General features: G+C 46.3%; 22 protein-coding genes and 1 tRNA gene. 10 read left to right on the top strand and 13 right to left on the bottom strand.

All coding sequences use genetic code 11. The features are described 5' to 3' along the window. Positions 1-2,463, bottom strand: a 2,463-nt coding sequence (gene gcvP, locus ACOJS8_RS25945; protein ID WP_420151464.1) for an aminomethyl-transferring glycine dehydrogenase, incomplete at its 3' end; no start/stop codon positions are given. 161 nt (positions 2,464-2,624) lie between these two features. Here gcvP and ACOJS8_RS25940 point away from each other — a divergent pair. Next, positions 2,625-4,448 carry a hypothetical protein gene (locus ACOJS8_RS25940; RefSeq protein WP_420151463.1) on the top strand — a complete coding sequence of 608 codons (1,824 nt, stop codon included), beginning with the start codon at positions 2,625-2,627 and terminating at the stop codon, positions 4,446-4,448. 281 nt (positions 4,449-4,729) lie between these two features. Next, the gene (locus tag ACOJS8_RS25935) at positions 4,730-5,584 is read left to right on the top strand and encodes an FkbM family methyltransferase (protein WP_420151462.1); all 855 of its coding nucleotides are present in this window, start codon (positions 4,730-4,732) and stop codon (positions 5,582-5,584) included. Here the strand turns inward: ACOJS8_RS25935 and ACOJS8_RS25930 are convergent. From ACOJS8_RS25930 to ACOJS8_RS25910, 5 genes are read right to left on the bottom strand one after another with little or no spacing between them, the layout of a single operon-like run. Further along, a complete protein-coding gene (locus ACOJS8_RS25930) occupies positions 5,581-6,789 on the bottom strand; it encodes a glycosyltransferase family 9 protein (RefSeq protein ID WP_420151461.1) in 1,209 nt (402 codons plus the stop codon). The two genes, ACOJS8_RS25935 and ACOJS8_RS25930, sit on opposite strands and share 4 nt — an antisense overlap. After that, on the bottom strand, positions 6,786-7,547 hold the full coding sequence (locus ACOJS8_RS25925) for a glycosyltransferase family 2 protein (protein ID WP_420151460.1): 762 nt from the start codon (positions 7,545-7,547) through the stop codon (positions 6,786-6,788). The genes ACOJS8_RS25930 and ACOJS8_RS25925 overlap by 4 nt, the downstream gene beginning before the upstream one ends. Before the next feature lie 3 nt (positions 7,548-7,550). After that, positions 7,551-7,958, bottom strand: coding sequence for a DUF2304 domain-containing protein (locus ACOJS8_RS25920; RefSeq protein ID WP_420151459.1), 408 nt, complete (start codon positions 7,956-7,958; stop codon positions 7,551-7,553). Between the two features lie 3 nt (positions 7,959-7,961). After that, on the bottom strand, positions 7,962-8,705 hold the full coding sequence (locus ACOJS8_RS25915) for a glycosyltransferase family 2 protein (protein WP_420151458.1): 744 nt from the start codon (positions 8,703-8,705) through the stop codon (positions 7,962-7,964). Between the two features lie 5 nt (positions 8,706-8,710). Beyond that, entirely contained in the window at positions 8,711-10,801 is a 2,091-nt protein-coding gene (locus tag ACOJS8_RS25910) for a DUF7657 domain-containing protein (RefSeq protein WP_420151457.1), read from the bottom strand. Between the two features lie 128 nt (positions 10,802-10,929). Between ACOJS8_RS25910 and ACOJS8_RS25905 the strand changes: the two genes are divergently transcribed. The 4 genes from ACOJS8_RS25905 (at position 10,930) to ACOJS8_RS25890 (ending at position 15,217) form a co-directional block, all read left to right on the top strand. Then, on the top strand, positions 10,930-11,901 hold the full coding sequence (locus tag ACOJS8_RS25905) for a lysylphosphatidylglycerol synthase transmembrane domain-containing protein (protein ID WP_420151456.1): 972 nt from the start codon (positions 10,930-10,932) through the stop codon (positions 11,899-11,901). Positions 11,902-12,005: 104 nt separating this feature from the next. Then, positions 12,006-13,601 carry a M28 family peptidase gene (locus tag ACOJS8_RS25900; RefSeq protein ID WP_420151455.1) on the top strand — a complete coding sequence of 532 codons (1,596 nt, stop codon included), beginning with the start codon at positions 12,006-12,008 and terminating at the stop codon, positions 13,599-13,601. Between the two features lie 136 nt (positions 13,602-13,737). Continuing rightward, on the top strand, positions 13,738-14,007 hold the full coding sequence (locus ACOJS8_RS25895) for an ArsR/SmtB family transcription factor (protein WP_420151454.1): 270 nt from the start codon (positions 13,738-13,740) through the stop codon (positions 14,005-14,007). 103 nt (positions 14,008-14,110) lie between these two features. Continuing rightward, positions 14,111-15,217: an alkene reductase gene (locus ACOJS8_RS25890; protein ID WP_420151453.1), complete on the top strand. Its 1,107-nt coding sequence runs from the start codon at positions 14,111-14,113 to the stop codon at positions 15,215-15,217. Between the two features lie 95 nt (positions 15,218-15,312). On the opposite strand, the gene ACOJS8_RS25885 is transcribed toward ACOJS8_RS25890, so the two are convergent. After that, the gene (locus ACOJS8_RS25885; RefSeq protein ID WP_420151452.1) at positions 15,313-16,941 is read right to left on the bottom strand and encodes an amidohydrolase family protein; all 1,629 of its coding nucleotides are present in this window, start codon (positions 16,939-16,941) and stop codon (positions 15,313-15,315) included. A gap of 110 nt (positions 16,942-17,051) precedes the next feature. Here ACOJS8_RS25885 and ACOJS8_RS25880 point away from each other — a divergent pair, with 110 nt between their 5' ends. After that, positions 17,052-17,816, top strand: coding sequence for a hypothetical protein (locus ACOJS8_RS25880; protein WP_420151451.1), 765 nt, complete (start codon positions 17,052-17,054; stop codon positions 17,814-17,816). A 12-nt stretch (positions 17,817-17,828) separates the two neighbouring features. Here the strand turns inward: ACOJS8_RS25880 and ACOJS8_RS25875 are convergent, their stop codons facing one another. From ACOJS8_RS25875 to ACOJS8_RS25855, 5 genes are all read right to left on the bottom strand, one after another. After that, positions 17,829-18,716: a metallophosphoesterase family protein gene (locus ACOJS8_RS25875; protein ID WP_420151450.1), complete on the bottom strand. Its 888-nt coding sequence runs from the start codon at positions 18,714-18,716 to the stop codon at positions 17,829-17,831. A gap of 45 nt (positions 18,717-18,761) precedes the next feature. After that, entirely contained in the window at positions 18,762-19,409 is a 648-nt protein-coding gene (locus tag ACOJS8_RS25870) for a hypothetical protein (protein ID WP_420151449.1), read from the bottom strand. Between the two features lie 3 nt (positions 19,410-19,412). Beyond that, on the bottom strand, positions 19,413-20,678 hold the full coding sequence (locus ACOJS8_RS25865; RefSeq protein ID WP_420151448.1) for a glycerophosphodiester phosphodiesterase: 1,266 nt from the start codon (positions 20,676-20,678) through the stop codon (positions 19,413-19,415). Next, on the bottom strand, positions 20,675-21,250 hold the full coding sequence (locus ACOJS8_RS25860; RefSeq protein WP_420151447.1) for a hypothetical protein: 576 nt from the start codon (positions 21,248-21,250) through the stop codon (positions 20,675-20,677). The genes ACOJS8_RS25865 and ACOJS8_RS25860 overlap by 4 nt, the downstream gene beginning before the upstream one ends. Before the next feature lie 331 nt (positions 21,251-21,581). Next, positions 21,582-21,654: transfer RNA gene (locus ACOJS8_RS25855), tRNA-Met, on the bottom strand. Between the two features lie 145 nt (positions 21,655-21,799). Between ACOJS8_RS25855 and era the strand changes: the two genes are divergently transcribed. The 3 genes from era to ACOJS8_RS25840 all read left to right on the top strand — a co-directional run bounded on the left by era (position 21,800) and on the right by ACOJS8_RS25840 (position 25,144). Then, a complete protein-coding gene (gene era, locus ACOJS8_RS25850; protein WP_420151446.1) occupies positions 21,800-22,720 on the top strand; it encodes a GTPase Era in 921 nt (306 codons plus the stop codon). 78 nt (positions 22,721-22,798) lie between these two features. After that, positions 22,799-24,106: a ribosome biogenesis GTPase Der gene (gene der / locus ACOJS8_RS25845; RefSeq protein WP_420151445.1), complete on the top strand. Its 1,308-nt coding sequence runs from the start codon at positions 22,799-22,801 to the stop codon at positions 24,104-24,106. A gap of 747 nt (positions 24,107-24,853) precedes the next feature. Further along, positions 24,854-25,144: an ArsR/SmtB family transcription factor gene (locus ACOJS8_RS25840; RefSeq protein ID WP_420151444.1), complete on the top strand. Its 291-nt coding sequence runs from the start codon at positions 24,854-24,856 to the stop codon at positions 25,142-25,144. An 80-nt stretch (positions 25,145-25,224) separates the two neighbouring features. Here the strand turns inward: ACOJS8_RS25840 and ruvB are convergent, their stop codons facing one another. Beyond that, positions 25,225-26,253: a Holliday junction branch migration DNA helicase RuvB gene (gene ruvB / locus ACOJS8_RS25835; RefSeq protein ID WP_420151443.1), complete on the bottom strand. Its 1,029-nt coding sequence runs from the start codon at positions 26,251-26,253 to the stop codon at positions 25,225-25,227. Positions 26,254-26,269: the final 16 nt, after the last annotated feature.

Raw genomic sequence — 26,269 nt, 5'->3', positions numbered from 1 at the left:
AGCCGACGATTTGAACGGACGGCAATCGATAATCATTTCGTGCGCACAACGGCCATTGGTCCCCGTGTATAACGTATCATAATGACCAGCCAACCGGGTTTTGATGTAATTGGCATTTAGTATGGCCCGTTTGGTAGCGTTCGATAATCCAGAGCCACCCATCATAGCGATATAGGCGTAAGAAATCGTCAGGATACTGGCTGAGCCATACGGAGCTGCCGAAACAGCACCCGCCCCTTCGGTTCTGGACCCTTTGCTTTCATTTACATGGCCGGGCAAAAACGGCACCAATTGTGGAGCGACACCGATTGGGCCCATGCCTGGCCCCCCCCCGCCATGAGGAATACAAAATGTCTTGTGAAGATTCAGGTGGCAAACGTCGGCACCAATTGTAGCGGGAGATGTAAGGCCTACCTGTGCGTTCATGTTCGCCCCATCCATATACACCTGACCACCATGTTGATGGATAATCTCGCAGATTTCCTTGATGCTTTCTTCAAACACCCCGTGCGTCGATGGGTATGTTACCATCAGGCACGATAAGTCTTTGCTGTACTGTTCCGCTTTCGCTTTCAGATCCGCTACGTCAATATTGCCACGTTCATCACATTTTACGATGACCACTTTCATACCGGCCATCACGGCGCTGGCTGGATTTGTTCCATGGGCCGATTGCGGAATCAACGAGATATTCCTATGATGATCGCCCCGACTTTCGTGGTAGGCCCGAATAACCATCAGTCCTGCGTATTCGCCCTGTGCGCCCGAGTTTGGCTGCATCGACATGGCCGCAAAACCCGTGATCTCACACAGCCAGTCGTTCAAATCTGAAAATAACTGCTGGTATCCTGCTGTTTGATCTTTTGGTGCAAACGGGTGAAGCTTGCCGAATTCGGGCCACGTAACCGGAATCATTTCGGCAGTAGCGTTCAGTTTCATGGTGCAGCTCCCCAGCGAAATCATTGAGTGGACCAACGAAAGGTCTTTTTCCTCTAATGACTTCAGATAACGTAGCATTTCGTGCTCAGTATGATGCGTATTAAATACCGGATGCGTCAGATAATCCGATGTACGTACCAACTGCTCTGGCCAGGTAATTTCCAGACTCTCCAGAATGGCGTCCATATCAGCTTTTACACCGAATACAGTGAGCAACTCGGTCAAATCATGGAACGTTTTAGCTTCATCGAACGAAACACTAACGTGCTCGCCATCCGGCAGATACCGCAAATTGATCTGAGCGGCCCGCGCCGATTTCCGTAGCGACTCGACATCATCGACCTTGATCGTGACCGTATCGAAATACGTCTGGGTACAAACCTTGTGCGCACTCCAGCGTAACCCTGTGGCAAATGCTTTCGTCAGAGCGTGTACCTGCTCACCGATTGCACGCAGCCGTTTCGGACCGTGGTAAACAGCGTAGCTTCCAGCCATAACCGCTAACAGAACCTGCGCCGTACAGATATTTGACGTAGCTTTTTCCCGGCGTATGTGCTGTTCGCGGGTTTGCAAGGCCATCCGCAGCGCAGGTTTGCCTTCTGCATCCTGCGATACTCCAATGATACGTCCCGGAATCTGCCGCTTGAACGAATCGCGAGTCGCGAAGAAAGCGGCATGTGGGCCACCATAACCCATCGGAACCCCGAAACGCTGCGACGATCCCACTACGACGTCGGCCCCCATTTCGCCGGGTGAAGTCAGCATTGTTAAGGCTAGTAGGTCAGCCGCAACAGCAGCCGTTACGTTATGTTCATGGGCCGCAGCTATCAGATCGGTATAATCGAACAATTCACCGTCAGAAGCGGGGTATTGAAGCAGAAGCCCGAAGATGGCATCGTTGGTTAGATCGACCGAGCGATGATCGCCTACAATAACCTTAATGTCCAGAGGAGTAGCCCTCGTCAATACTACGTCGATCGTTTGCGGATGACACCGTTCTGATACAAAAAACGTATCCGCATTTTTCTTGGCAGCCGGACGCGTCGCATAAAGCATGTGCATGGCTTCAGCAGCGGCCGTTCCTTCGTCCAGCAACGAAGCATTGGCCAGGTCCATCCCTGTCAAATCCGACACAACCGTCTGGAAATTCAGGAGAGCTTCGAGCCGTCCCTGCGCAATTTCGGCCTGATACGGTGTGTAAGCCGTGTACCAAGCCGGATTTTCCAATACGTTCCGGAGAATGACGTTTGGCGTCAGCGTATCGTAGTAGCCTGTACCGATATACGATTTAAAAACTTTATTCTGGTTGGCTATTTTTTTGAAATCCGTCAGAAACTGCATTTCCGACTTGGGTTCCGGCAGATCGAGCGGTTTTTGCAGTCGGATGGCCTCCGGAACGGTTTGATCAATAAGTTCGTCGATAGACGTAACACCCACTGTCTTGAGCATATCGGCCTGAGCCGCTTCAGTCTGACCCTGGTGCCGGTCTTCAAATATGTCTGTCTGTTGAAGCTTTAAAGTCATTGAACGGTTGCATCTTATAGGTATACTGCAAATTTACACAAGCCCGTTGTAAAAGCCGTACTATTCGATCAATTGTCTGACAGAGCTTTACAGGCGCTTCCCTTGTCTGATAGTTGATAATGAAGTATACTTACCGCATCAAATTCCGATTAATTTGCTCAATGGCAATCTTTACGGCCACACATTCAACTATTTTTCAGCGTTTTTTTCACACCAAAAGCGATACCATTTACGAAGCTCGGTCAATTATGCATTCCCAATCGGCTCAATCGGACTCTATACAATTGGGCACGTCCAACAGACGACCGATCCTATCTGTCTTTCAGTACGTTGCACTCATCATTCTGCTGGCGATTTCGGTTGTTATATACTACGTAACGATCTTTCGAAACGCTTATAATTTCCCTTACGAAGACGATTTCAACAGTGCTCTTTCGTTTATTGCTGATTATTCATTTACGGGTCTGAACTTCTGGGAGAAACTAAAATTGATTTTTTCGCAGTACAACGAGCATCGCATTGTTTTTGATCGGCTCGTTTTCTTGGCCGATTATGGCTTGTTTGGCCAACTGAATTTCAGGCACTTAATTCTAATTGGTAATCTGGCTCCTTTTTTGATCGGGGTGCTTTTCTGGTACGTAGCGTTCAAAGGTTTTCCTCTGCCTCAAAAGCTTTTCTATTTTTTACCGGTAGCGTATTCGCTGTTTTCCTTTCAATATTGGGACTTGTCGACCTGGAGCATGGCCGCTTTACAGAATCTGTTTGTGATTCCGTTCGCCATGTTCTGTATGTACAACCTGTGTCAGTCTGGTCGGCAGGCTTTTATTCTTGCCTGCGTTGCGGCCGTATTGGCAACGTTTACTAGTGGTAACGGTATGTTTACCTTCATTGTCGGCATACCTGTATTGCTTTTTCTGAAATCCTACCGACGGCTGGGCATATGGATTGCAGTTAGTGCCGCAACTATTGGCTTCTATTTTCTGAATTACACGCGACCACCTTATCATCCCGACATCGCAGACTCACTGTTTAATCATACAGGCCGCGCGATCAGCTATTTTTTCACCCTGATCGGCGCAATGATCGGCGCCGGCAGACCTAAACTGGCCATACTCTTTGGAATAGTGTCATTGCTGATAACGCTGGGGCTGATTGGCTATTTATGGTATCAGAAAAGGCTTACGGATCATTTGCCACTTGTCGGTATAATCGCATTTCTCTACCTCACCTGCCTGTCGTTGATGGCTTCCCGTTCGGGGATGGGTGTTGAGCAGGCGTTTTCTCCTCGTTATGGTATTGTTGTAGTGATGCTATTTGCTACGCAGGCCACTCTTGCCATCGAAACCATCACCCAGCGATACTTGCGCCCTGTTGTCCTGGTTACCTATGCAGGAATTTGTTTGTTTTTCTATTTTTCAGCTACTAATCAGGTCAATCGGCAGCGGATTGCCGATCGTACACAGCAGTTGCAGTATAGTAGTGCCTTTTACAATGATAAACCGGCCAACGTATCACTTCATTGGGGAAATTCAGGCGTAGCCAAACCAATTTTTGCAGACGCCGTTCGCAAAGGATTTTATCAAGTGCCAGACATTACGTTCGCTCATTTGAAAAGCAAGCCCTCTTTGTTCGACCCGTCAACGCTGGTCGCCACACATAACGTAACACACGATGTAAAACCCTACATTTCTGATAACTACTTGGTATTTTATCGTTCCTGGGCGCTGCTGAATAATGATTTACCGAGAGGCACCACCGTACAGATCGTAGCCAATTCAGGCACAGATACCTACGCTTTTGACACGTATGAATTTGTTCTGGACGACAGGGACGATCATACACTGGGCAGAGAGTACAAGCACGCTGGTTTCTGCGCTGTTCTGGACAAAAAAGACCTTAAACCGGGTCACTACGTATTGTGGCTGTGCCTCACGACTGGCGCCACAAAAGCATATGCACCAGTGGACGTAACACTGGACGTTTGACCAGACGCTGACTCCATGCCCCGATGGTTGAGATTGATGGAAGTCCATTTCGTGGCACATCATGAAAATTTATTCGCACCGGCCGTTAAGTTGTTCAGGAAAACATCAGACAGCCACAAAGCAGCTTCATTGCTGCCGAGGTTTTAGCCAATAAATCAGGCTCTTATCTGGCCAGATCATTTACCAACTGGGCATATACCGTATATCTTCAGGTTCAGAAGTTAACCAAACTCAATATTTGAATAAATTGCCCACTTGACCTTCTCATTTCTTAGACATTCATGAAGAGCCAAATTGTTAACGCACTTATCAACGTACTGGACAAGTTGGGGCTGGATGGAGATCGAATTGCATTCAAAGTCGCAATTTTTGCCTATAAGCTTGGCTTAAAAAACAAGATTGATAACAGCAAACCTTTCGACTTTGGCGATTTCAAGCTATACATCGATCAACACGATACGTTACAGGTTGCTGGACACGGTCGTTTTGAAGAAGCCGAATTCAACGCATTAATGTCCTTCTTGCGGGAGGATTCGGTTATGGTCGATATTGGTGCTAATATGGGTTATTATACCGTCAGGGCTGCTCAGAAGCTAAAGCGGGGAAAAGTGATTGCCTTCGAACCCGATCCGGGAAACTTCGCAATATTGCAGAAGAACGTAGCGATCAATCAGTTGTCGAACGTAGTGCTGAACAATGCGGCTTTATCGAATCGTACGGAAACGATGCGGTTGTACAAACACCCGTTTAATGTCGGCGATTACCGACTCTACAACGACGGCGATTTTACTGAATTTGTAGACGTACCCACTTTACAGCTCGACGACGCAGTGTCCGAACGTATTGACCTGATCAAAATTGACGTACAGGGGTTTGAATATTTTGCGTTGAGTGGGGCTTATCAGTTACTAACAAGGTTTCATCCTGTTGTTTTCAGCGAATTCTGGCCACGGGGACTACACAATAGTGGAGCTAGCCCTACCACGTACCTGAATATGATGGAAGAATTAGGCTATACGGTCAGCCTGATCAACGAAATCAACCAGCGCATCGAGCCCCAGAGCTACGAAGCACTACGTATCTTGAGCGAAGAGCCAACCAACCGTTACGTTAATCTAATTTTTCAACGGCCTTAATCAGAATAAATTAGTAGCGTTTTGATCAAACGAATCACTCGGTCTACTTCAACCGTTTCGATCGAAAATGGGGATTCTGGATTGAATTCATCTGCAATAACGGATAAATCAGCTCGGTGCTTTTCAATATAATCCGGGTAAACATGGTGAATGTATGGCGCTACGTCAGCCGGATACGGATGCCAGCGTACCAAGGATTTTCCCTGCGAAATAACAACTGTAGGCGTTTGAGTCGATGCCGCCAGATGCAAAATCCCCGTTTCGTTGGCAATTAACAAATCTGCTTTCGACAGCGTAAAAATCAGCTCTGCCAACGAGAGTTTTCCTGTCCGATCATCAATTCGGTTATGATCTGTCAGTTCACGCATAAACTGTTGTGAATAAACCAGTTCGTTTGGCGCTCCAGTCAGTACAATAAAATGATTGGGGTAATATTGCTGGATAAAATCAGCAACCTGGGCAAACCGACGCGTGGGCCATACCCGAAAATCCTGACCGGCCCCAAGCGAAAAAACAACGTAGCGTGTTGGCAAATTGCTTATTGGGTGCGCTTTGGTTAAATCGAATCGAGGGGGCTCAATCGTTACCGGCTCCTGTAGAAATCCTTCTACCAGTTTCCGATTGCGTTCCATTTCAAACATATAATCATCTGGAGAATCGATCAGGCGGGTATAGATTCGATTACCGAACCATGCTTCCCATCGCTTGATGTTGATAAAATTACCCCGACATCCCACTCGCTCGGCTGCTCCACTGGCGCGGGCCATAAAGTCATCTAAAACCAGCACCCGACTGTATGTCGGACAAAAAACAACTGAACACCCCGCCCGTCGCAGTTCTCGCACAAACCGAAATCGATAAAGCGGGCGTGTACTCAGCTTGTAAATATCTGTCCATAAAAACTGATCGATTACGGACGTATCGAATGCCTCCACCAGCGACTTTACGGCTACGTTTCCGCAGAACGTAATGGTGTAGTTTTTATAATGGGCCGACTCACGAATCCGGCGTATGTAATTCCGAAATAGCAGATAGTCGCCAAGAACATCGAGCCGGATAATTAATAAGGTATTCGGTTTGATTGGAGCTGGTGCCGTCCAGATGGCTAACGTATCGGTTAACCAAAGTACAAAGTCAATTATTGCCAGTACCGGCGCTAGAAAAGGCGATGTTTTAAGAAGCCGAATAAGCGCTTTCAGATTCATTTTATCAAATGGTAGGCGGCCGTTATCAACTGATTATGCAGCTGATGCATCGCCCGAACGGGCATAGACCGAACATGACGCTGTAGTACGCTGTAGTCTTCTGCAAACTGCTCACTAAACTGACTTCCTTTCGACTGTCCATGTACACGAAAGGCCGTCAATACCTGCCTAATTACGGCGGGCGGCTGAAGTGTTTTCAGCCGTAGCCACCAGTCATAATCCATCGTGTAATGTAGCGACTCGTCCAGATAGCCTAACGTATCATGAGCAGATCGGCGCCAGAACGTAGCAGGCTGGCAGACAGCATTGGTCATTCCAAGATACACAAACGTCGGTAGCTGTCGAAGCGACCGCTTATAACGCTGGATCGATTGCTGAATAGGCACACCCTTATCGTTGACAATCAGGCAGTCGCCGGTTAGCCAAAGCTGCTCAGGATGCTCTTCAAAAAACTTCCCGACCGTATGTAACGCACCGGGCAGAAAATAATCGTCGGAATTAAGCCAGCAGACAATACTACCCGTCGTTAAGCGCAACCCCTTGTTGATGGCGTTCGTTTGGCCGCTATCAGCTTCCGAAAGTAAGGTTAATCGGGACTGATACGGCTGGAGTATTTCTAACGTAGCATCGGTAGAAAGGCCATCAACAATCAGATACTCTAAAGCGGGATAATTCTGACTAAGAACGGACTCAACCGTCTGGCGGATAAACTGCCCCTGATTGTAGGAAGGTGTAATAACACTAATTGTGGGCAGCATAACTTACGGATTTGTGCCAGCGATTACCGGTTGTTGGGCATCCGGTGCATGCATTTCTGAACGTAGCTGATCCATTTCTTTCCGCATATAGGCCATCTCCTGCGTCAACACTTTTATCTGATTTTGCAGACGGGAGTTAACCACCGACAAATGAACCAGAAAGACGATAATCGCAAAAATGGCGGCCAGAAAAATCAAAGACGGCGGGTAATAGACGCCTAAAAACAGAGAAATTTGTTCGAGCCCTTTCCGCCAGATCGAGAAAACGACCAGTATGATAGTACATAGAATCCAGATAATGGAATACTCTTCCCGCAATTGTCCTTTGGCAATCAACCGGAAAATCATGACCATAAACAGGGCAACGCCCAGCAAGCTTATGATCTGAATAGTAATAGGTAGGGAAGCCATAAATCAGGCAGGTTTGGGAATGGTTTTACTTCGCAGCCGAGCATAAATAAACAAAGCACCCAACGTCACTTTCAACATATAATAAATGGCCTGTCCACTGCCGATTGATGAAACGCCCCCCTGTCGCTCACGCATTTGTACAGGCACTTCCAGCATACGCAGCCGGTAAAGACCAAATTGCACAATAGCCTCGGGCTCAGGGTATTCGTCGGGATAATAATTGGCTACTACCGCCAGTGTTCGACGGTTAAAAGCCCTAAAGCCGGACGTACTGTCGTGAATCACCTGACCAACCAGCAACTGATTGAGCCAGCGAAAATAGCGAATTCCCACTCTACGCATTGCTGATGACTGAAACCCAGTTTTGGTCAGGAACCGGGAGCCAATCACTACGTCGGCCTGGTCATCCAGTAGCGGTTGAATCAGTTTCGGTAATTCATCGGCCGGATGTTGCCCATCGCCATCCAGTTGTACAGCTATGTCGTATTCGTTGCGATAGGCAAATTTATAACCCGCCTGCATCGCCCCACCAATACCCAGATTGACCGGTAAATTGAGATATTGACAATCCAGTTTCTGAATAATCGCCAGCGTTCGATCAGTGGAGCAATCGTTTACTACCAACAGATCAAAGCGAAGGTCAGAAGCAGTACGCAGTTGGTTGAGTTCGTTGATTACCGACGTAATGGACTCCTCCTCATTGAAGCAGGGAATAACAACCAGAACCCGTGGAGCTCCTATACCCATCAGAATCAGTCGTTTATGCGGTATATCTGGATAGTTCCTAACGTAGCAACCGATTTCATACAGCGTGTTTCAACCGGCTGGGTAGCATGGTCAAAAATGATATACTTAACGTTTAACTGTTTGAACTTTGGCGAGCAGGGGTCCATGGCAACCAGGCAGCCATCCTCAAAATTGTTCTGAATAAAAACGCTGTCCGTCCCATTAATAAACGACTGGTAAACCGTATGCGCGTAGCGATTGTAGGCAGAATCGCGCTTCATTTGCGGGTCCAGTACTTTATAAATATTCCGGGGCGGAATAAACTTGACCCCGCTCAGCAGATCGACACCGGTAGCCGTTACCAGGTACGAAATAAACTGACTGCCGTACGTTACCCATCTGGCTTTTGGCTCCTGCTGATGCAGAGTTTTAACGGTTTGATACAACGTATTTTCGGTAATAGGCGATAACCCTTTTGAAACGGGATTAATCCGTAGATTCGGTAGAACAAACAAAAGAATAGCCCCACAGAAAATCGGGATTCGATACGGGCTCGTTAACGTAGGCAGCAACAAAATTCCCAATGCTGTAAAAAAAGCAATTGGTAGATATAGTTGATACCATTTGAAGAAACCGGCTGCGTCATTAACATTAACATACCCTGCGTAGATCATCAGGGCTAATACCAGCGCAGCACCAATACCCGTGTAAAGCGCCTGAGAACGTAGTGAATTTCGCCGTAGGTAATCCAGATACAAAACCGCCAGTAGTACGTTAGCAATTCCCAGCGGAACCTGAGTTCGGCGGGTCGGACTCATATTGAGCAACGTCAGTTTGGCCATCCATTCAGGGAAGCCGGCCTCAACCCAGATGTAAAGCAGAAAAATAACGACGCTAAGCAACAGCAACGGCCAGTCTATCCGACGGGTTAGGCTGAACGCAATAATCAATGACGGAATAATGATGGGCGTAAACGTCAGGTAATGCGACAATTCGCAGTAATTGAGCCACTGCTGCGGATATTTTGCGTCTGTCAGGAGCCAGGCGAAATACTCAGAGGCCCAGTTTGCCACAAATCCGGTACCACCCAGTTCGTTACGTTTACCCGGATAGACGGTATTCGTAACAGCGTCCAGGGTAGGTTTTAGGTCGCTGTAATAAGCCACGAGAACACCAGCCAGAGCAGCCAGCGCAACAAAACCTCCTCCTAATTTAAGCGGCCAATTTTTTGTTAACTCAGACAAATCACGCTGATTGAGCGTATAACCTACAAATAGCGCGAGTATAATATAAACAATTGGTACCTGATAAGGTGGATATAGCATCAACACAAAATAGGCTAATGACCAGGCTAAGCTGATAGAGCCGATGATAATATGCCGTTTGCTACGTCCATATAACAAATAGATAGCTGACACAAACACCAGGCTTCCCCCTGTCAGTGTATAAATCGGAATGTAAGTCCATGATTGTGTTCCGGTGGAGAGCAAAAGCCATATACTTCCAAAAACTGATAGCCAAAAGTGATTCTGAGTTAACAGCATTAGCATGAACGTAACGGCAATCAGCGACATGAAGATGGTAACATCATACTCCCAGGCATAAGCCGTCTCCGTCCCAAAAATCATTGCCCCCCAGTTGATGGGCTTAAAAATCGAGGAAAAGTGTTTGGTCGGAATAATCATAACCGGCGCTTTCTCGCCCCCGATTGTTTCGTTAATCTGTGGAAATCCCTTTTCAGCCTGCGACAAAAACCAGGGTGTTCCAACGGCGTAATCATCCATGCGAATACGTCTGGCTTCACCGGAAATCAATCCGCGTCTTGGATTACTACCGTCGGGTATAAGCTGATTCCAGGCAGCAACGGATACAAAATGAATTTTAGCTAGTAACATCAGCAAAAACAGCCCTGCGCAAATGCCGAGAAACCATTTCATCCGTCGATCGAATCGAATCAGTTCAAAAGATCGGTTAGAGTCAGCAGCAAGAGCAGGCTCAGACTTTTGAGCGTTCGTTAACGGCGGAAGAGTAGGATTAGGTTGAGGTTGCGGTTTAGGGGTTTGAGCAGACGCACCTGACGGCGAAGTGATGGGCGGCCCTTTCCTTTTTTTAGACATAATCGGGACTACGTATTCCTGTATAGATGATAAAATCGGCAACTAGTCTGCGAAGTCAAAGCTACTAATACCCCGTCAGTTCTACCAGTCTTCACCTTTGTGTTTATAAAATTAACTAATTTGCCTCTATGAATAAGTTAATTGTCCGGCGAGGATTACCCATTCTACTAGCCGTTCTCCTGCTGATCTACGCGCTACGTGGTATTTCTTTCCGCGCAATCAGTACGCAATTTCAACAGGCTAATTATGGGTTGATTGTCTTGGTCGTACTATTAACCATTATCAGCTATTTCGTTCGTGGTAAGCGCTGGCAACAGCCGCTCCGGGCACTGGGTTACCAACCGAGCACCTTTCGGGCCACACTAGCAATGCAGACGGGGGTCATATCAAGCATGATTGTAATGGGTTCTGGTGAGTTGACGCGCTGTGCGACCCTGCAACGTACCGACGGTGTGCCCATTTCGCAGGGCATTGGCTCGGTAGTAGCCGAACGTATTATTGATCTGTTTATGCTGGCTATACTCCTGCTGGTAACGATGCTACTAGAATTCAGTCGGATGCAACGCTATCTTACGGGCCTGACGTTTGCTTTGCCTGATACGTACCTGATGGTGAGTTTAGCCGCATTTCTTTTATTCAGTATCCTTGCCATCTGGCTGATAATGCGCAGCCCAAGTGTACGAGATCACGCCCTTGTCTTGAAAATCCAGAACATAGGCCAGGGATTCAGGCAGGGGTTTATGGCCATTCAGCGACTCCCTCAACCCGGCTTATTTATAGCCTTAACCATTCTTAACCAGATAATAGCCTGGCTAGGGACCTACTTTTTATTGATAGCCGTAGATTCCACCAAATCGCTGCCTCCCAGTGCGGCTCTAACTATCTTAGCAGTTAGTTCGCTGGGCGGCCTTGCCGTACCGACGCAGGGGGGTATTGGTACGTATCATTTTCTGGTTAGCCGGGCGTTGGTACTGTACGGACTTACCGCAGCAGAAGGAGCCGTTGCCGCTACGTTCATGCACGCAGTTGGATTTGCTATCAACCTGCTACTGAGCAGCCTAAGTTTCCTGATTGTGCCAGTACTGATTACAGCAAAATAAACTAAATCTGTCAAAAGTGTGCTCAAATAAGACGCTAAATCATACCGGATTAGCGTTTTGGCTAGTAGCTTTATATCATTACTTTAACCATTTGATTTGTATCAATGACATACAAACCATTCTTGCTGGCAGCCACTTTATTTGGACTGCCTTTTCTGGGTCTTGCTCAGGAAAAATTTGCCGAATCCATCACCGCAACTGATCTCGAAAAGCAACTCCGCATTCTGGCAGCCGACGATATGGAAGGACGCGAGACTGGTACTCGTGGCCAGCGTAAAGCAGCCGAGTATATAGCCAGTCAGTTTGCCGATATGGGGCTGAAACCCATTGTTAAAACAGATGATGGCAAACTGGATTATCAGCAGCATTTTACCTTATATCAGAAAACGTGGGGCGATTTTTATGTCAATGCTGGCGGTAAACGGCTAGAGTATTTAAAGGATTTTCTGGTCAATGGGCTGCTCTATCTGCCTACAGAAACCAGCTACGAGACCGTGTTTGTCGGTTATGGTATTGGCGAATCCAATTATGACGATTATGCCGGACGCAACGTAGCGGGTAAGGCCGTTGTGATGCTGGAGGGCGAGCCCCAAACTACCGATGGGAAAAAGCGGCTGAGTGGCACAGACGAAGCCTCGAAATGGGGAGGGCCAAACGGCTGGCGAGCCAAAAATTTGTTAGCAAAACAGAAAGGTGCCGCGCAGGTTTTTATCGTCTCGGCTGAATCTGCTGAAACTTTTAAGCAACTTCTGTCGCAACGGGGTGCTATGCAGAAACGATTCAATCGATTAAGTCTAAAGCCCGGCGCTGAAAATGTAGGATCAGTTGGCGTATTTCTTATTACGTCCGAAACGGCCGCTACGTTACTAAACACCTCAACCGATTCACTCCGCCAACTAATGGCTACGCTCCCTCAGGCTGAGAAACCTGCTACGTCTTCGCTGGCCGGTAGCGTACGAATCAAAGCGGATCGGGTAGATGAGAAAACCGAATCGTCGAATGTGCTGGGCTTCCTGGAAGGCACCGACAAAAAAGAGGAAGTTCTGATAGTTTCCTCGCACTACGATCATATTGGTATCAGCCCTGACGGACAGGTAAACAATGGAGCAAATGATGATGGCTCCGGTACGGTTTCCGTACTCGAAATTGCGCAGGCATTTGCTCAGGCCAAAGCTGCGGGTAAAGGTCCGCGACGGTCTATTCTTTTTCTGACCGTATCCGGTGAAGAAAAAGGCTTGCTAGGCTCCGAATATTACGCCGATATGAACCCAGTTATACCGCTGGACAGAACCGTCGGTGATCTGAATATTGACATGGTTGGTCGGGTTGATGATCTGCATCAGGGCAAATCCGATAATTACATTTACGTGATTGGCTCCGACAAACTTTCGTCAGAACTCCACAAGATCAGCGAAGCAGCTAATCAGAAATACACAAAAATGGAACTGGATTACAAGTACAACGATCCACAGGACCCAGAACGGATTTATTACCGCTCCGACCACTATAACTTTGCAAAGCATAATATCCCTATCATTTTCTATTTCAACGGGCTGCACGCCGATTACCATCAGCCAACTGATGACGTAGAAAAAATTGATTTTAAATTAGCCGAACGTAGTGCCCGATTAGTTTTCTACACCGCCTGGGACATCGCCAATCGTGATCAGCGTTTAGTGGTCGATAGCCATAAACAGTAAGCCCATCGTTCGAATCCTATTACCGCGTACGATGAAGTTTGCACCTTTGCCGGTTGAATTTCGTTACGTTTATAATCAAGTCACTAGCGAGCTATTCATTTATCAATAGCTCGCTAGTATAGAAATTCGGGTTATCATGGACTATAAATTTGTCGAAAAGGCGACTGGCGCTATTGCGGATAAATCGCGTTTATCAATTCTTATTGAGTTGGCAAAAAAAGAAACGCTAACGAATGCCGACGTAATGGAACTGGTGGGCCTGTCACAGCCTTGCGTTTCTCATCATATTAAGCTACTGGTAGATAGCGGCTTAGTAGACTCAACTAAGGATGGCCGCACGGCTCATCTTCGTTTAAATAAAGAAGCCCTTCAACAACTAACTGCCTTTCTGGAAGCACTGAGTTAATAAAATTTAAGCAATTCATCCAAACTTTTAAATATATGAATGCGTTAGCAGAATGGATTTGAAACAAAGCTTTCGCTTTGATACCTACTAAAACTGCTACGTAATGGCTCAGAAACTGTTTTCAGAAGCTACGCTCGGTGGGCTTACGCTCGCCAATCACATTGTAATGGCACCCATGACTCGGAGCCGTGCTATCGGCAATATTCCTAACGACATGATCGCTGAATATTACGCTCAACGAGCGACAGCGGGGCTGATAATTACTGAAGGAACAGCACCTTCGCCGAATGGATTGGGCTACGCCCGGATACCGGGTATTTATAGCGCCGAACAAATTGAGGGATGGAGAAAAATAACCTCAGCCGTACACGAAAGAGGAAGTAAAATTTTTGTCCAGATAATGCACACGGGCCGTATTTCTCATGGAGCCAATATGCCCGAAGGGGCTGAAATTCTGGCGCCATCGTCCATAGCGGCAGCGGGTGACATGTGGACGGATTCTGAAGGACTTGTCCCCAACGCTACACCTCGGGAGATGACGAAAGCCGAAGTAAAAGCTACGATACAGGAATTTGTCCAGGCGGCCCAAAATGCTATCGAAGCCGGGTTTGACGGAATTGAGCTACACGGTGCGAATGGCTATCTGATTGAGCAATTTCTGAGCGCCCGAAGTAATCAACGTACCGATGAATATGGCGGCTCTGTTGAAAACCGGGCCCGGTTTTTGCTCGAAATAGTTGAAGAATCAATTGCGGCTATTGGTGCTGATAAAGTAGGATTGCGGCTATCACCTTTTGGCGCAGCCGGTGATTTGTTACCCCATGCAGAGGATACCCATGATTTGTATGTTTATCTCACCAGTGAGCTCGACAAGTTAGGTGTTGTGTACCTGCACCTGGTTGATCACTCAGGCATGGGAGCTCCTGCCGTACCCGCAGCTACCGTCGAAGCCATTCGTGAAACGTTCAAAGGAACACTAATTTTATGTGGAAGCTATAATGCGGAACGCGCTGAAGCTGATCTGGAAAGCGGCAAGGCCGATCTGGTTGCTTTTGGGCGTCCGTTCCTCGCCAATCCAGACCTAGTCGAGCGTCTGGCGACGGGTGCTGAATTAGCTCAGTTTGACCCGGCTACACTCTATGGCCCCGGCGAAAAAGGTTTTGAACAGGGCTATATCGACTATCCTGCACTAGCTGAAGCTGAAGTGTAATTGTCAACGTATCAATTTATATAAATGCCTGTGGCGTTAGTAATTAGCGCCACAGGCATTTTTGCGTTACGATCTTAGGCTTACAATTTTACAAATCAGTTCTTACCGCCCGACACTTTTCCCGGTTTTGGCGGAACACCCGGTTGCGTTATTTCAAAATTTTCTTTTTGCTTAGCTTCAGCAACCATTTTTCGAACGTCAGCTAATAGTTTTTTAGCATCATACACAACACCATCTTTCACGGTATACGTAACACCGCCAACGCGCTCCACTTCGTTTTTTTCATTGAGATGAATAGCGCCCGTACCATAAAGCACTTTCAAATTCGCTAATGGATTCTGATCAATAATAACAAAATCAGCGAGTTTCCCAACTTCAACCGAACCAATCTGGTCTGCTATTCCAAGTGCTTCAGCGCCCTTTAGCGTAGCGGCCCGAATCACCTCAAGCGGATGAAAGCCAGCCTCGCGGAGAAGTTCTAGTTCGCGGATGTAGGCAAAGCCGTAAAGTTGATAAATAAATCCTGAGTCGGAGCCAGCCGTCACGCGTCCACCCCGGTTTTTGTAGTCATTGATGAATTCCATCCAAAGTTGGTAGTTCTTTTTCCAGGCCACCTCCTGTTCCGTTCCCCATGAGTGCCAGTACGATCCGTGCGAAATTCGGCTAGGGCCATAAAATCGCCATAGACTGGGCATGGTATACTCATCGTGCCATTCAGCCCGACGTGCCAGCATCAGTTCACGGTTAGCTTCGTAAATATTGAATGTTGGATCGAGCGTAAAATCTAAAGCAATCAACTCGTCCATAACCTTATTCCAGCGCTCGGAGCCCGGTTTAGCGGCTTGCTGCCAGAGATTGCCCGCTTCTTCGAATCGATTCTGCTCGTTGTTGTAATTATACGTAGCGGGATAATTCTGAATCGTTTTGTCGTCAAACAGCGCTTCAGGCAGACCATACCAGTGTTCAAGCGAGGTTAAACCCGCTTTGGCCGTCGCCAGCGCGTTCATCCGGGCCACTTCCAACTGTGCATGATGACAGGCCGAACGTAGTCCAAGCTTTTTGTTTTCTTCCAGAGCCGCCCGGAAAATAGTTGGCTCTGCACCAAAGAATTTTATGCCATCGGCCCCGCGTTTTGCGTTCTGCTGGACCCAGGCGCGGGCCTGTTCGGGCGTACTGATGGGCTCTTTCGATCCCTGGCCAAAAACCGTATAGGCTTTGATACGCGGTGCTGTGATTTCGTTACGTTCGCTTTTCGCTCGATGATCCAATACCCAATCGAGACCGTTTCCGCAGGAAGGGTCGCGAATGGTTGTGATACCGTGACTAAGCCACAGTTTAAATACGTATTCGGCATTGGCTCCCTGCGCCTGTCCGCCAATATGGCCATGCATATCCACAAAACCCGGCATCAGGTACATGCCTTCACAGTTCAATTCTTTGTCCTCTGGTGCTGCCCGCGGCCGGTTTTTGGCATCAATCGGTACGCCAGGATAGCCTACCTGCTTAATCTGCGTAATTCTATTTTTCTCGACAACAATGTCCACCGGCCCAACAGGAGGTGCCCCAGTGCTGTTTACTAACGTAACGCCCCGAATAATCAGTTTGCCGAATGGCCCATCGCCTTCTTTGCGTGGTGGCGCTTTCTCAACCTGGGCAGTTAACGAATAAACAGTGAAAAATGTAAAAGGAATAATTAGCAGAAGTCGAGCGTAAAAATGAGTCATAAGCAGAAGTTGGCCGGATAAACTGTTGTAAGATAGACGAAACTGCCGGATTTTTGCAACGTAACTCGCTCTGCTACCGCAGACAATCTGAAGATAGATTAGCAACACTTATGATAAAATACATCGCTGTTTTTAGCTTATTACTTTTATTCGCCTGTTCGGGCAGTAGCGACAAAACCAAACCGACGACGAACGAGCCTGTTTACACCCTGATCTTTCTGGACAAAACTCGTAGCGTTAACGTCAACAAGGCTTTTGTCGCGCAAAAGTACCAGCAGGCGCTTACTGAAATTATTGAACAGAACATTCGGCAAAAAGGCGATAAGCTGGATGTTTATTTTATTCACGAAAATACCTCCAAAGCCCGTGCGCTGAACGTAACAGCACGCACTGAAATGGAGGACGTCTCGGCCGCAAGCCTCACCGACCGGGAAGCTGCCGAGACTGAATTTAATTTGTCGCTGACGCGTGAGAAGGCGCAAATCCGTCAACGTGTTTTACAGCAGTTAGTCGCTCAAAACGCTGGCTCATCGAATCAGGAGACGGATATATGGGCCAGTTTACCCGTGATCCAGAAGGCAAATGAATCGGGGGCTACGGTAAAAGTGTATTACTTAAGCGATATGATTGAGAGTGTGAAAGGAGCCGCCCGGCGGGACTTTCAGGTGAAGCCACCTAAAGACAACGCGCAAGCCGAAGAGTGGGCAAAAGCCGACGTCGAGCAATTAAAACGTTACGTTATTGGTAGCCCCGAGATTACAATGATTTTGCCATTTGAACCCAATGCTTCCGTTAAAGAGAATAACCCGGCCGTTACGCAATACTGGCAAACATTATTTTCGGAATTAGGCGCCGGAACCATCGAAGAGCAATAGGCGACCAGCTATTTATTCACTGGCTATCGGTACGTCTGCGTTAGCCGGAATTTCAAAATGATAGCCTTCCGAAAAACCAGAAAAATCTTTTTTCAGGCAGTAAGACGTGAGCAATAATCCTTCGCCTTCACGACGCACGGCCAAGTAATGAAACATGGGCTTATAGTCGGTAGCCAGATCAGGTAGACGAGTTGGTGACATATTCAGCGGTTGACGTAGTCCTCCACCGCCACCAATCACTAAAAACGTTTTTCCCTCAAATTCATATCGCTCAAAAGCGTGCGAATGCCCAGTGATAAACAAGCGTGCTTTTCGCGATTTAATGTAAGGCGGAACGAACCGTAGTTGTACTAATTTTGATGAGCCCACCAGTTTACTGTTCGAGTACGGTGCATGATGGCAGGTTACAATAACAACTTTTATTTCGGGATCAGCGTCTAAATCTTTCAGTGTCTGTTCATACCAGGTTTGTTGCTTTACCAAATCAGCTGCTGAAAGTATATGAAAGTTAGAATTCAGCATTACCACTGCAATTGAATCCGTTGTTTTCACATAGCCCGTAGGACTGTGTTCAGGAAAGCGCTGCTGAAAATTCCGGGCTCCTTTACGTGGCCGTCCCATTACGTCGTGATTGCCCATGATGGCATAAACGGCCGTTCTGACTTCAGTACATTTCATTAAAAACTGGTCAATGATCCGCCACTTATTGTTACGGTATCCCAGCGAAACAATATCTCCCAACCAATAGAGCACAGCAGGACGGATGCGCAAGATTTCAGCAAAAATGGTTTGCGTTGCCTTCGTATTCTGATGCGTACGCAAAACCAGCTTTTCGACCCACATAGGAGCCTGGGTATCACTCAAAAAAAGAATGTCTTTCTTGCTACTGTCTTGTTCCATAATGTACTATTGCTTACCAACTATTACTACGTATTTAAACGATATTTACCAGGAAAATGGTCGCCACACCAACTGAATTTCTGCCGTAAAAGCTGCATTTTCAGCAGCCACAGCATCATACCATTTCAATTCGCCAGCTACCCTAAACCGACGCCCGATGGGCTGTGTATACGATCCGGCAGCCATCCAGCCCAGGCTATTCGAGTTCGTCAAAACTGTACCTAAGTAATCCAGCCGGGAATGATTTACATAAACCCCTGTTCCAACGGTCAGCGCCATCCGTCTTGCTATGCTACGTTCGGTACCACTTAGCCAGGCCATTGGCATTGAAAATACAAGTAAAACCGGCACAAGCGATACGTAGACATGGGCTGGTTCACCGGATACCTGTCCCCGATAGCTATACATAGTAGTCCAGCCGGTTTCTACTCCGATTCGCAGCCGATGATCAGGGTGCCACATGACCCGTAACGTAGCAGGTACCCCAAAGCGGCTAACGTGAGCCTGTTCCAGAGCAGCTGGTACACCGAGGTGGGTCGAGTAATATGATAATCCACTACCAGCGGTGACTACAATTGTGTACGGACCCCGAGGTGTGCTTACAGAATCTGCTGCTTGCGCGTTAGCTGTTGACCAGGCAGAGGCAGTGGCGATCCAGCCACTCAAAACCATTAAGCAGAATCGAAAAAACATAGCTTATTGACTACTATAATGGTAATACGCAACAACTGTCGAATAGTTAGACAGAATACCGTCAAAATTGTTCTGACTCACGAATTCCTCAATGAATCTCGGCTCGTCGAGTGTCCAGACAAAAACGGTCAGGCCTTCTGCTTTCATTGCCTGTACTTCTTGTGTCTGGGGTCCAAGCGTCCATCTGGGTGCCCAGATACGTGCACCCAACCCTTTCGTAATAGCCGTATCCAATTCGCATAAAATAGGCGTATTCTGTTTATCTTCAAGAGCTTCATAGGCCGATACAGCGTCTGTGCTGGGCAGGCCAATAACAATACGAAGGTCACGACGCGCCAGAATGGCCTTTTGTCGATATTTCTGCTGAATGGCCTGTACTTTATCCATTGGTCCAATGTATTTGGTATCCAGCCAGACAAACCTAAGGGACGTATTATTAATAACCGTTTCTAAAGCCTCCTCCAGAGTTGGAATTTTTTCGCCATTTACCAACCGAACCAGCGAACTTAGTTGTTGATACGTGTAATCCTCTACAGGGCCCGTCAAACCGTTTTTTTGAATTAACCGCAGATTTAGCGTATTGTCGTGGTAAAGAATGGGTACGCCATCTTTCGTATAACGTACGTCAATTTCAATGCCTGTTGCGCCTAATCGCGAAGCCAGCTTGATAATTTCTACGGAGTTTTCTGAAGCAGGTAACAAATCAGACGTACGTCCACCGCTTCGGTGAGCCATAATTTCAAATGGCCTTGTATTTAAAGGTCGGCGATACGTTAGGGTTAGCTTTTGCGTAGGGTTCGCCTTTCCTTCGCCGTAGAATCCATCTACAACCAGTGTGTCAGTTGCTGCTAAACGACCAGTATAAGCTTGTATCTGCCCATTGTGCTTTATTCGGACAGAAAGACGGGCAACACCTGTTTCTGTATTAACCAACTTTCGCCAGTACCCATTCAATACCAGACTGTCGGCTTTAGAATCGCCCTCAAGGTTAAAAAAAGCGGCATCTGTACCGCTAAAAATGGATAGATAATGTGTCGTATCGGCTCCATTCAGCGTGTACGTCCACTTCAATACCACTTGACTACCGAATCGATTAGCGCCATCTGTAACGCCGTAGACCCCGTCCATTTCCTGCCGAATTGAGGACACAAATTGGCCGGAACCAGGCGTATCGGTAAAATTATAGGGCACAGGTGCCTCGTATTCTTTACGGCACCCATTAGTAAGTAACAACACCAGGCCAACTAGGCAGTAAGAAACGTTTCTCACAGAATAAAGCCGAAAATAAGTTGCGGATAGAAAAGATTCCGATCAAACGTATCGAAGAGAGACCAAAGCTGCCAATTGAAATTTGAATAAGCCGCTCTAAAGCCCACCGAAACATGCTGTTTATTATAAAACGGTTGCTCTAACATAAACGTAAAAGCAACTCCATTAACCCGCCGGCGATCATAAACGACAGCTAGATTACCCACCTGCGAACGATAATATAAATCCACAATAGCTTCTGACCTCAACGTAAACTGAACATCCCTCGTGAATCGATAACCAAATGACAGGCTGGGAAAAGATTGCGCGCCATAAGCCTGGCTATTGAATATATCTTTGATCTGTAAAGCACCAAACCAGCCAGTCACCTCGAAGCCTGGCGCAACAAATAGCCGATCTGTCAACTGAGTTGCCCAGCGTAGGCCTAGTCCAATGTTACTTTGTACAAGCTGCGTTTGTATCCGTCCGGTAGCATACAGATGCTTGGTCAATCCACGCTGAATATTAAAGTCAATTGCTGGTACGCTCACCCGAATTTCTTCTGTCAGCTCGGGTGGAGTTGTCGTAAACACAAGGCCTATTGATTTGCGTATTTTACCCGGAAGAGGTGCCTGCGGAAAATAAATTGCCGGCCGCAGTGCATTAGGCTGGACGTATCGAGGATGTTCTGGTGCAAATACTCGCCTTTGCCTTGGCTCAAAGCTTCGTCGCTGTGCGTTGGCAGACGTACAGGTTAGGATCAGACAGACTACCCAACTATACAGCCAAATACGTATAAATTGAACATACATCTCTTGAATAGGTAATGGTCGGCTAAGTGAAGTAAACTCAACCCAACGGCTTTATGTTCTTAAGGATGTATTAAAACAAAAAAGCCACTGAATTTCAGTGGCTTTTATCTAGTAGCGGGAGCTGGACTCGAACCAGCGACCTTTGGGTTATGAGCCCAACGAGCTACCAACTGCTCCATCCCGCGATGTTTGGACTGCAAAAGTACGACACTTCTTCGAAAAAGCAACTACATTTGTTGAAAATTTTTTATACTCCTTCGGAAACGTTTTCTTTCGATAGAGAGTTGTTTGCAAAAGCTACTGGTACTCAGCCGGTAGGATCACCTCAAGATGAATACGGAACTTATCGAAAATTTCCCGGCCAATCATAAGGCCGGTTTTATCAGCATCGTTGGCAAGCCAAATGTTGGTAAATCAACCCTAATGAATCAGCTCGTTGGCGAGCGGTTGTCCATCATTACTTCCAAAGCCCAGACTACCCGCCACCGCATCATGGGTATTCTGAATGGCAATCATAAAGGCCAGGAATTCCAGCTGGTTTATTCCGATACCCCTGGTATTATCAAACCTCAATACAAGCTCCACGAATCGATGATGAGTTTTGTGAGGGGCTCTATTGAGGATGCCGATGTTGTGCTGTTCGTAACGGATATTTTTGAACAGCACGATGAAAACGATGTAATCGAGCGTTTACAAAAATCCGACGTACCGATTCTGCTGCTGATCAATAAAATTGATCAGGCAACACAGGATCAGGTGAACGAGAAAATTACGTACTGGCAGGAACACTTTAAAGCACAGGAAATCATTCCGATTTCGGCACTCAACGGCTTTAATATTGACCAGGTATTTGAAAGGATTATCAGCCGCTTACCTCAGCATCCGCCCTATTTCCCGAAAGATGAATTGACAGATAAGCCTGAGCGTTTTTTTGCGTCAGAAATTATTCGGGAAAAAATCTTTCTCAATTATAAAAAAGAAGTCCCTTATAGTAGTGAGGTTGTTATTATTGGCTTTAAAGAGAAGGAAGATATCATTGTTATCCAGGCTGAAATTCTGGTAGAACGTGCAACTCAACGAGCGATTTTGCTCGGTGAGGGAGGTAAGATGATTAAGAAAACGGGGATTATGGCCCGCGAAGAACTCGAGCGCTTCTTCGGTAAGAAAGTATTTTTAGAACAATTCGTCAAAGTAGAACCCGATTGGCGCCAAAAAGAGCGAATGCTCAAGCGGTTGGGGTACGACGAGTAATCATTAGTCGTCGGTCAACAGTCGTTCACTATATTATTATCGGGACACTGCTGATCAACAACTGATACCCTATCAATCATGGCAAATATAGTTGCAATCGTTGGCCGCCCAAACGTGGGTAAGTCTACGCTGTTTAACCGTTTGACGGAACAGCGACAGGCCATTATGGATAATCAGAGTGGTGTTACACGAGACCGTCACTACGGTACAGCCGAGTGGAACAACAAATATTTTACGGTAATCGATACCGGTGGGTATGTTGTGGGGTCGGAAGACGTATTTGAGGAATCGATCCGTGAACAAGTCGAGATTGCTATCCAGGAATCAACCGTCATCCTGTTTACCGTTGATACTCAAACTGGCGTTACAGGCTTAGATGAAGATTTCGCGAACGTGCTGCGTCGATCCAAAAAACCAGTGTATATCGTGGCCAATAAGGCAGAAACGTCAGAACGGGCTCATGCTGCCGCTGAATTTTATGCGCTGGGTCTGGGCGATCCGTATCCTGTTTCGGCCGTAACCGGAACAGGAACTGGCGATTTACTGGATGAAGTCGTTAAGCATTTTCAAACTCCCGGTATAGAAGATCCGGACGCTGGTATACCTCGCATTGCTATTCTGGGTCGGCCAAACGTGGGAAAATCGTCGTTTTTGAACGTACTGACGGGGCAGGAACGTAGCATCGTTACCGATATTGCCGGAACTACGCGTGATGCGATCAATACTCGCTACAAAGCTTACGGCAAAGATTTTATCCTGACCGACACAGCCGGAATCCGGCGTAAGTCCAGAATTCAGGACAATATAGAATTCTATTCGACGCTACGTTCGATTAAGGCGATGGAAGACTCGGATGTCTGCATTGTGTTGCTCGACGCTACGCGTGGCCTGGAAGCTCAGGATCTAACCATTATTGGGCAAGCTGTGAAAGCCAAAAAGGGCGTAGTAATTATGGTAAATAAGTGGGATGCTGTCGAAAAAGATCAGCACACGGCTGATGTATTGCGTAAGCAGATGATTCAGCGTATGATGCCCATTGATTATCTACCTATCATTTTTGCCTCAGTCCATGAAAAGCAGCGCATTTTTCAGGTAATGGAAAAAGCTATGGAGGTTTTTGAGAACAAGACAAAGAAGATTGCAACTTCGAAATTAAATGAGGCCATGCAACCTGAAATCGAAAAGTATCCGCCACCAGCGACAAAAGGAAAGCAAATTAAAATTAAGTACATGCTCCAGGTTCCTACGCCTTCGCCTACGTTTGTCTTTTTCTGTAATCTTCCTCAATACGTACAGGAAGCTTATCAGCGGTTCTTAGAGAATAAACTGCGAGCACACTTTGATTTTACAGGCGTACCACTTACACTATTTTTCCGGCAGAAGTAGATAAGGACCGTTCGATAATAAAAAAAGAAGCCAGGGTGTATTACGGCTGGACGTAGTAACTGCCCTTAACAAGGGCTGACTCCATCTTTCCGGGGGGCTTTTCTGTTCAGAAAAGCCCCCTATTTATTGACGTAGCACTGATACACACTTTTGAATATATAAAGTCATTTATCTTTAATTAACCATATAACCGTATCGGATTAATACGGTCAAACGATAGTTACAAATCGTCCTTTCTAGATAACCTATTACACTTTTTTTTAAATTTAATATTTAATTAAGGCCAACTAATTACCTATTCCAATTTAACAGAAACCAATTTGTATCATTTTTCCGCACAGATTGACATGTACATATACAACATCCATTATTGTAAGCTAATAGTTGCTGGTAGTATTATCTGATTAAGAAAAACAGACCGTTCAAGTAATTCCAATTCTAGCCTTTACTACGTAAAGAGTTCGACTATTGCTTTGACACAATAGGACCTTACTTGTTCTTATAAAACATTTATATATTATAATGAGTAGTTTTGAGGAAAACTTCTTAATTTACCTACTTTTAGGTATGCGTGCTATATAATGAATAAATTATCATTTAATAATAGGAAAAAGACATCTTATAAAATCTATATTCCTATTAGTTACGCTAATTGTTTATATAAAGCTAAGTACATCTGTATAAATCTATTTTTTTTCACTGATCGTAAATTGATCAAAAAACCATCTTTTGCCAACCACGAACATTATGACTGACGAGAAAAAAGTTGACAAAGCAGCTTACGTATTGAAAGCGGTAGCACATCCGTTGCGAATCAAAATAATTCAAATGCTGAATGAAAATAAGGAGCTGAATGTGTCAACAATTTATAAGAATTTGAACGCCGAGCAATCGCTGATTTCTCATCATTTGATCAACATGCGTGATAAAGGTATTCTTGATATTCGGCGTAATGGTAAAAACATTTACTATTATCTAGTCGATTCAGCGGTATCCGAGGTCATCGAATGCATCTATAAGAGTAAAGTTGTAAGTTAACCCTCACAAATAAAAAGTTTCATATGAGTCATTAGAGTTTAGAATCTGCTGAATCATATGAAACTTTGTGCAAAAGCAGTTTACCCAAATATTTCTCCCGTACGGAAGTTGGGCACAATTCCCAAATGCCGGTAAGCCCTCTCAGTAGCTTCCCTACCTCTGGAAGTCCGTTTTAGAAAACCTTCCTGAATCAGAAAGGGCTCATACACCTCTTCAATCGTTTCAGCTTCTTCACCACAGGCCGTTGCAATGGTGGTAATCCCAACAGGCCCGCCCTTAAATTTGTCAATAATGGTCATCAGGATACGGTTGTCCATATCGTCAAGGCCATTCTGATCAACGTCAAGTGCACTTAGTGCCATTTCAGCAATATCAACATTGATATAACCGTTCCCCTTCACCTGTGCAAAGTCACGCGTACGACGTAGCAGATTGTTGGCAATCCGTGGTGTTCCCCGACTACGTCGGGCAATTTCATAAGCTCCAGTTTCATCAATAGGCGTTCCCAGAATAGCGGCTGATCGTTGTACAATACTGGTGAGCAAATTAGCATCGTAGTATTCCAGGCGGCAACTGATTCCAAACCGGGCCCGAAGCGGGGACGTCAGCATCCCGGCACGGGTGGTGGCACCAATTAGCGTAAAGGGATTCAGTTTAATTTGAACCGTTCGGGCATTAGGCCCAGAGTCAAGCATAATATCAATTTTGTAATCTTCCATTGCCGAGTACAAATACTCTTCAACGATTGGATTAAGCCGGTGAATCTCGTCAATAAACAATACGTCGTTTGGCTGAAGATTCGTAAGCAGACCTGCCAGATCACTGGGTTTATCCAATACGGGTCCGGAGGTCATTTTAATATTCGCATTCAGCTCATTGGAAATGATATGCGACAGGGTCGTTTTGCCTAAGCCTGGGGGGCCATGAAGCAGAACATGGTCGAGGGCTTCGCCCCGTTGCATAGCTGCCCGCACAAATACTTCGAGGTTTTCAAGGACTTTAGCCTGTCCGGTAAAGTCTTCAAACGAGAGCGGTCGAAGCGCCCGTTCAATTTCTTTATCAGTAGCAGTCATGCCCTCGTTCGAGCCTTTCAAAAAGTCGTTTCGCATGGTTTTTTTTGGTACA

The sequence above is a fragment of the Spirosoma sp. genome (genome assembly GCF_048594605.1).
GTDB lineage: Bacteria > Bacteroidota > Bacteroidia > Cytophagales > Spirosomataceae > Spirosoma.
Note: the sequence above shows the minus strand (reverse complement) of the source record. Positions and strands in the feature narration are given on the sequence as shown.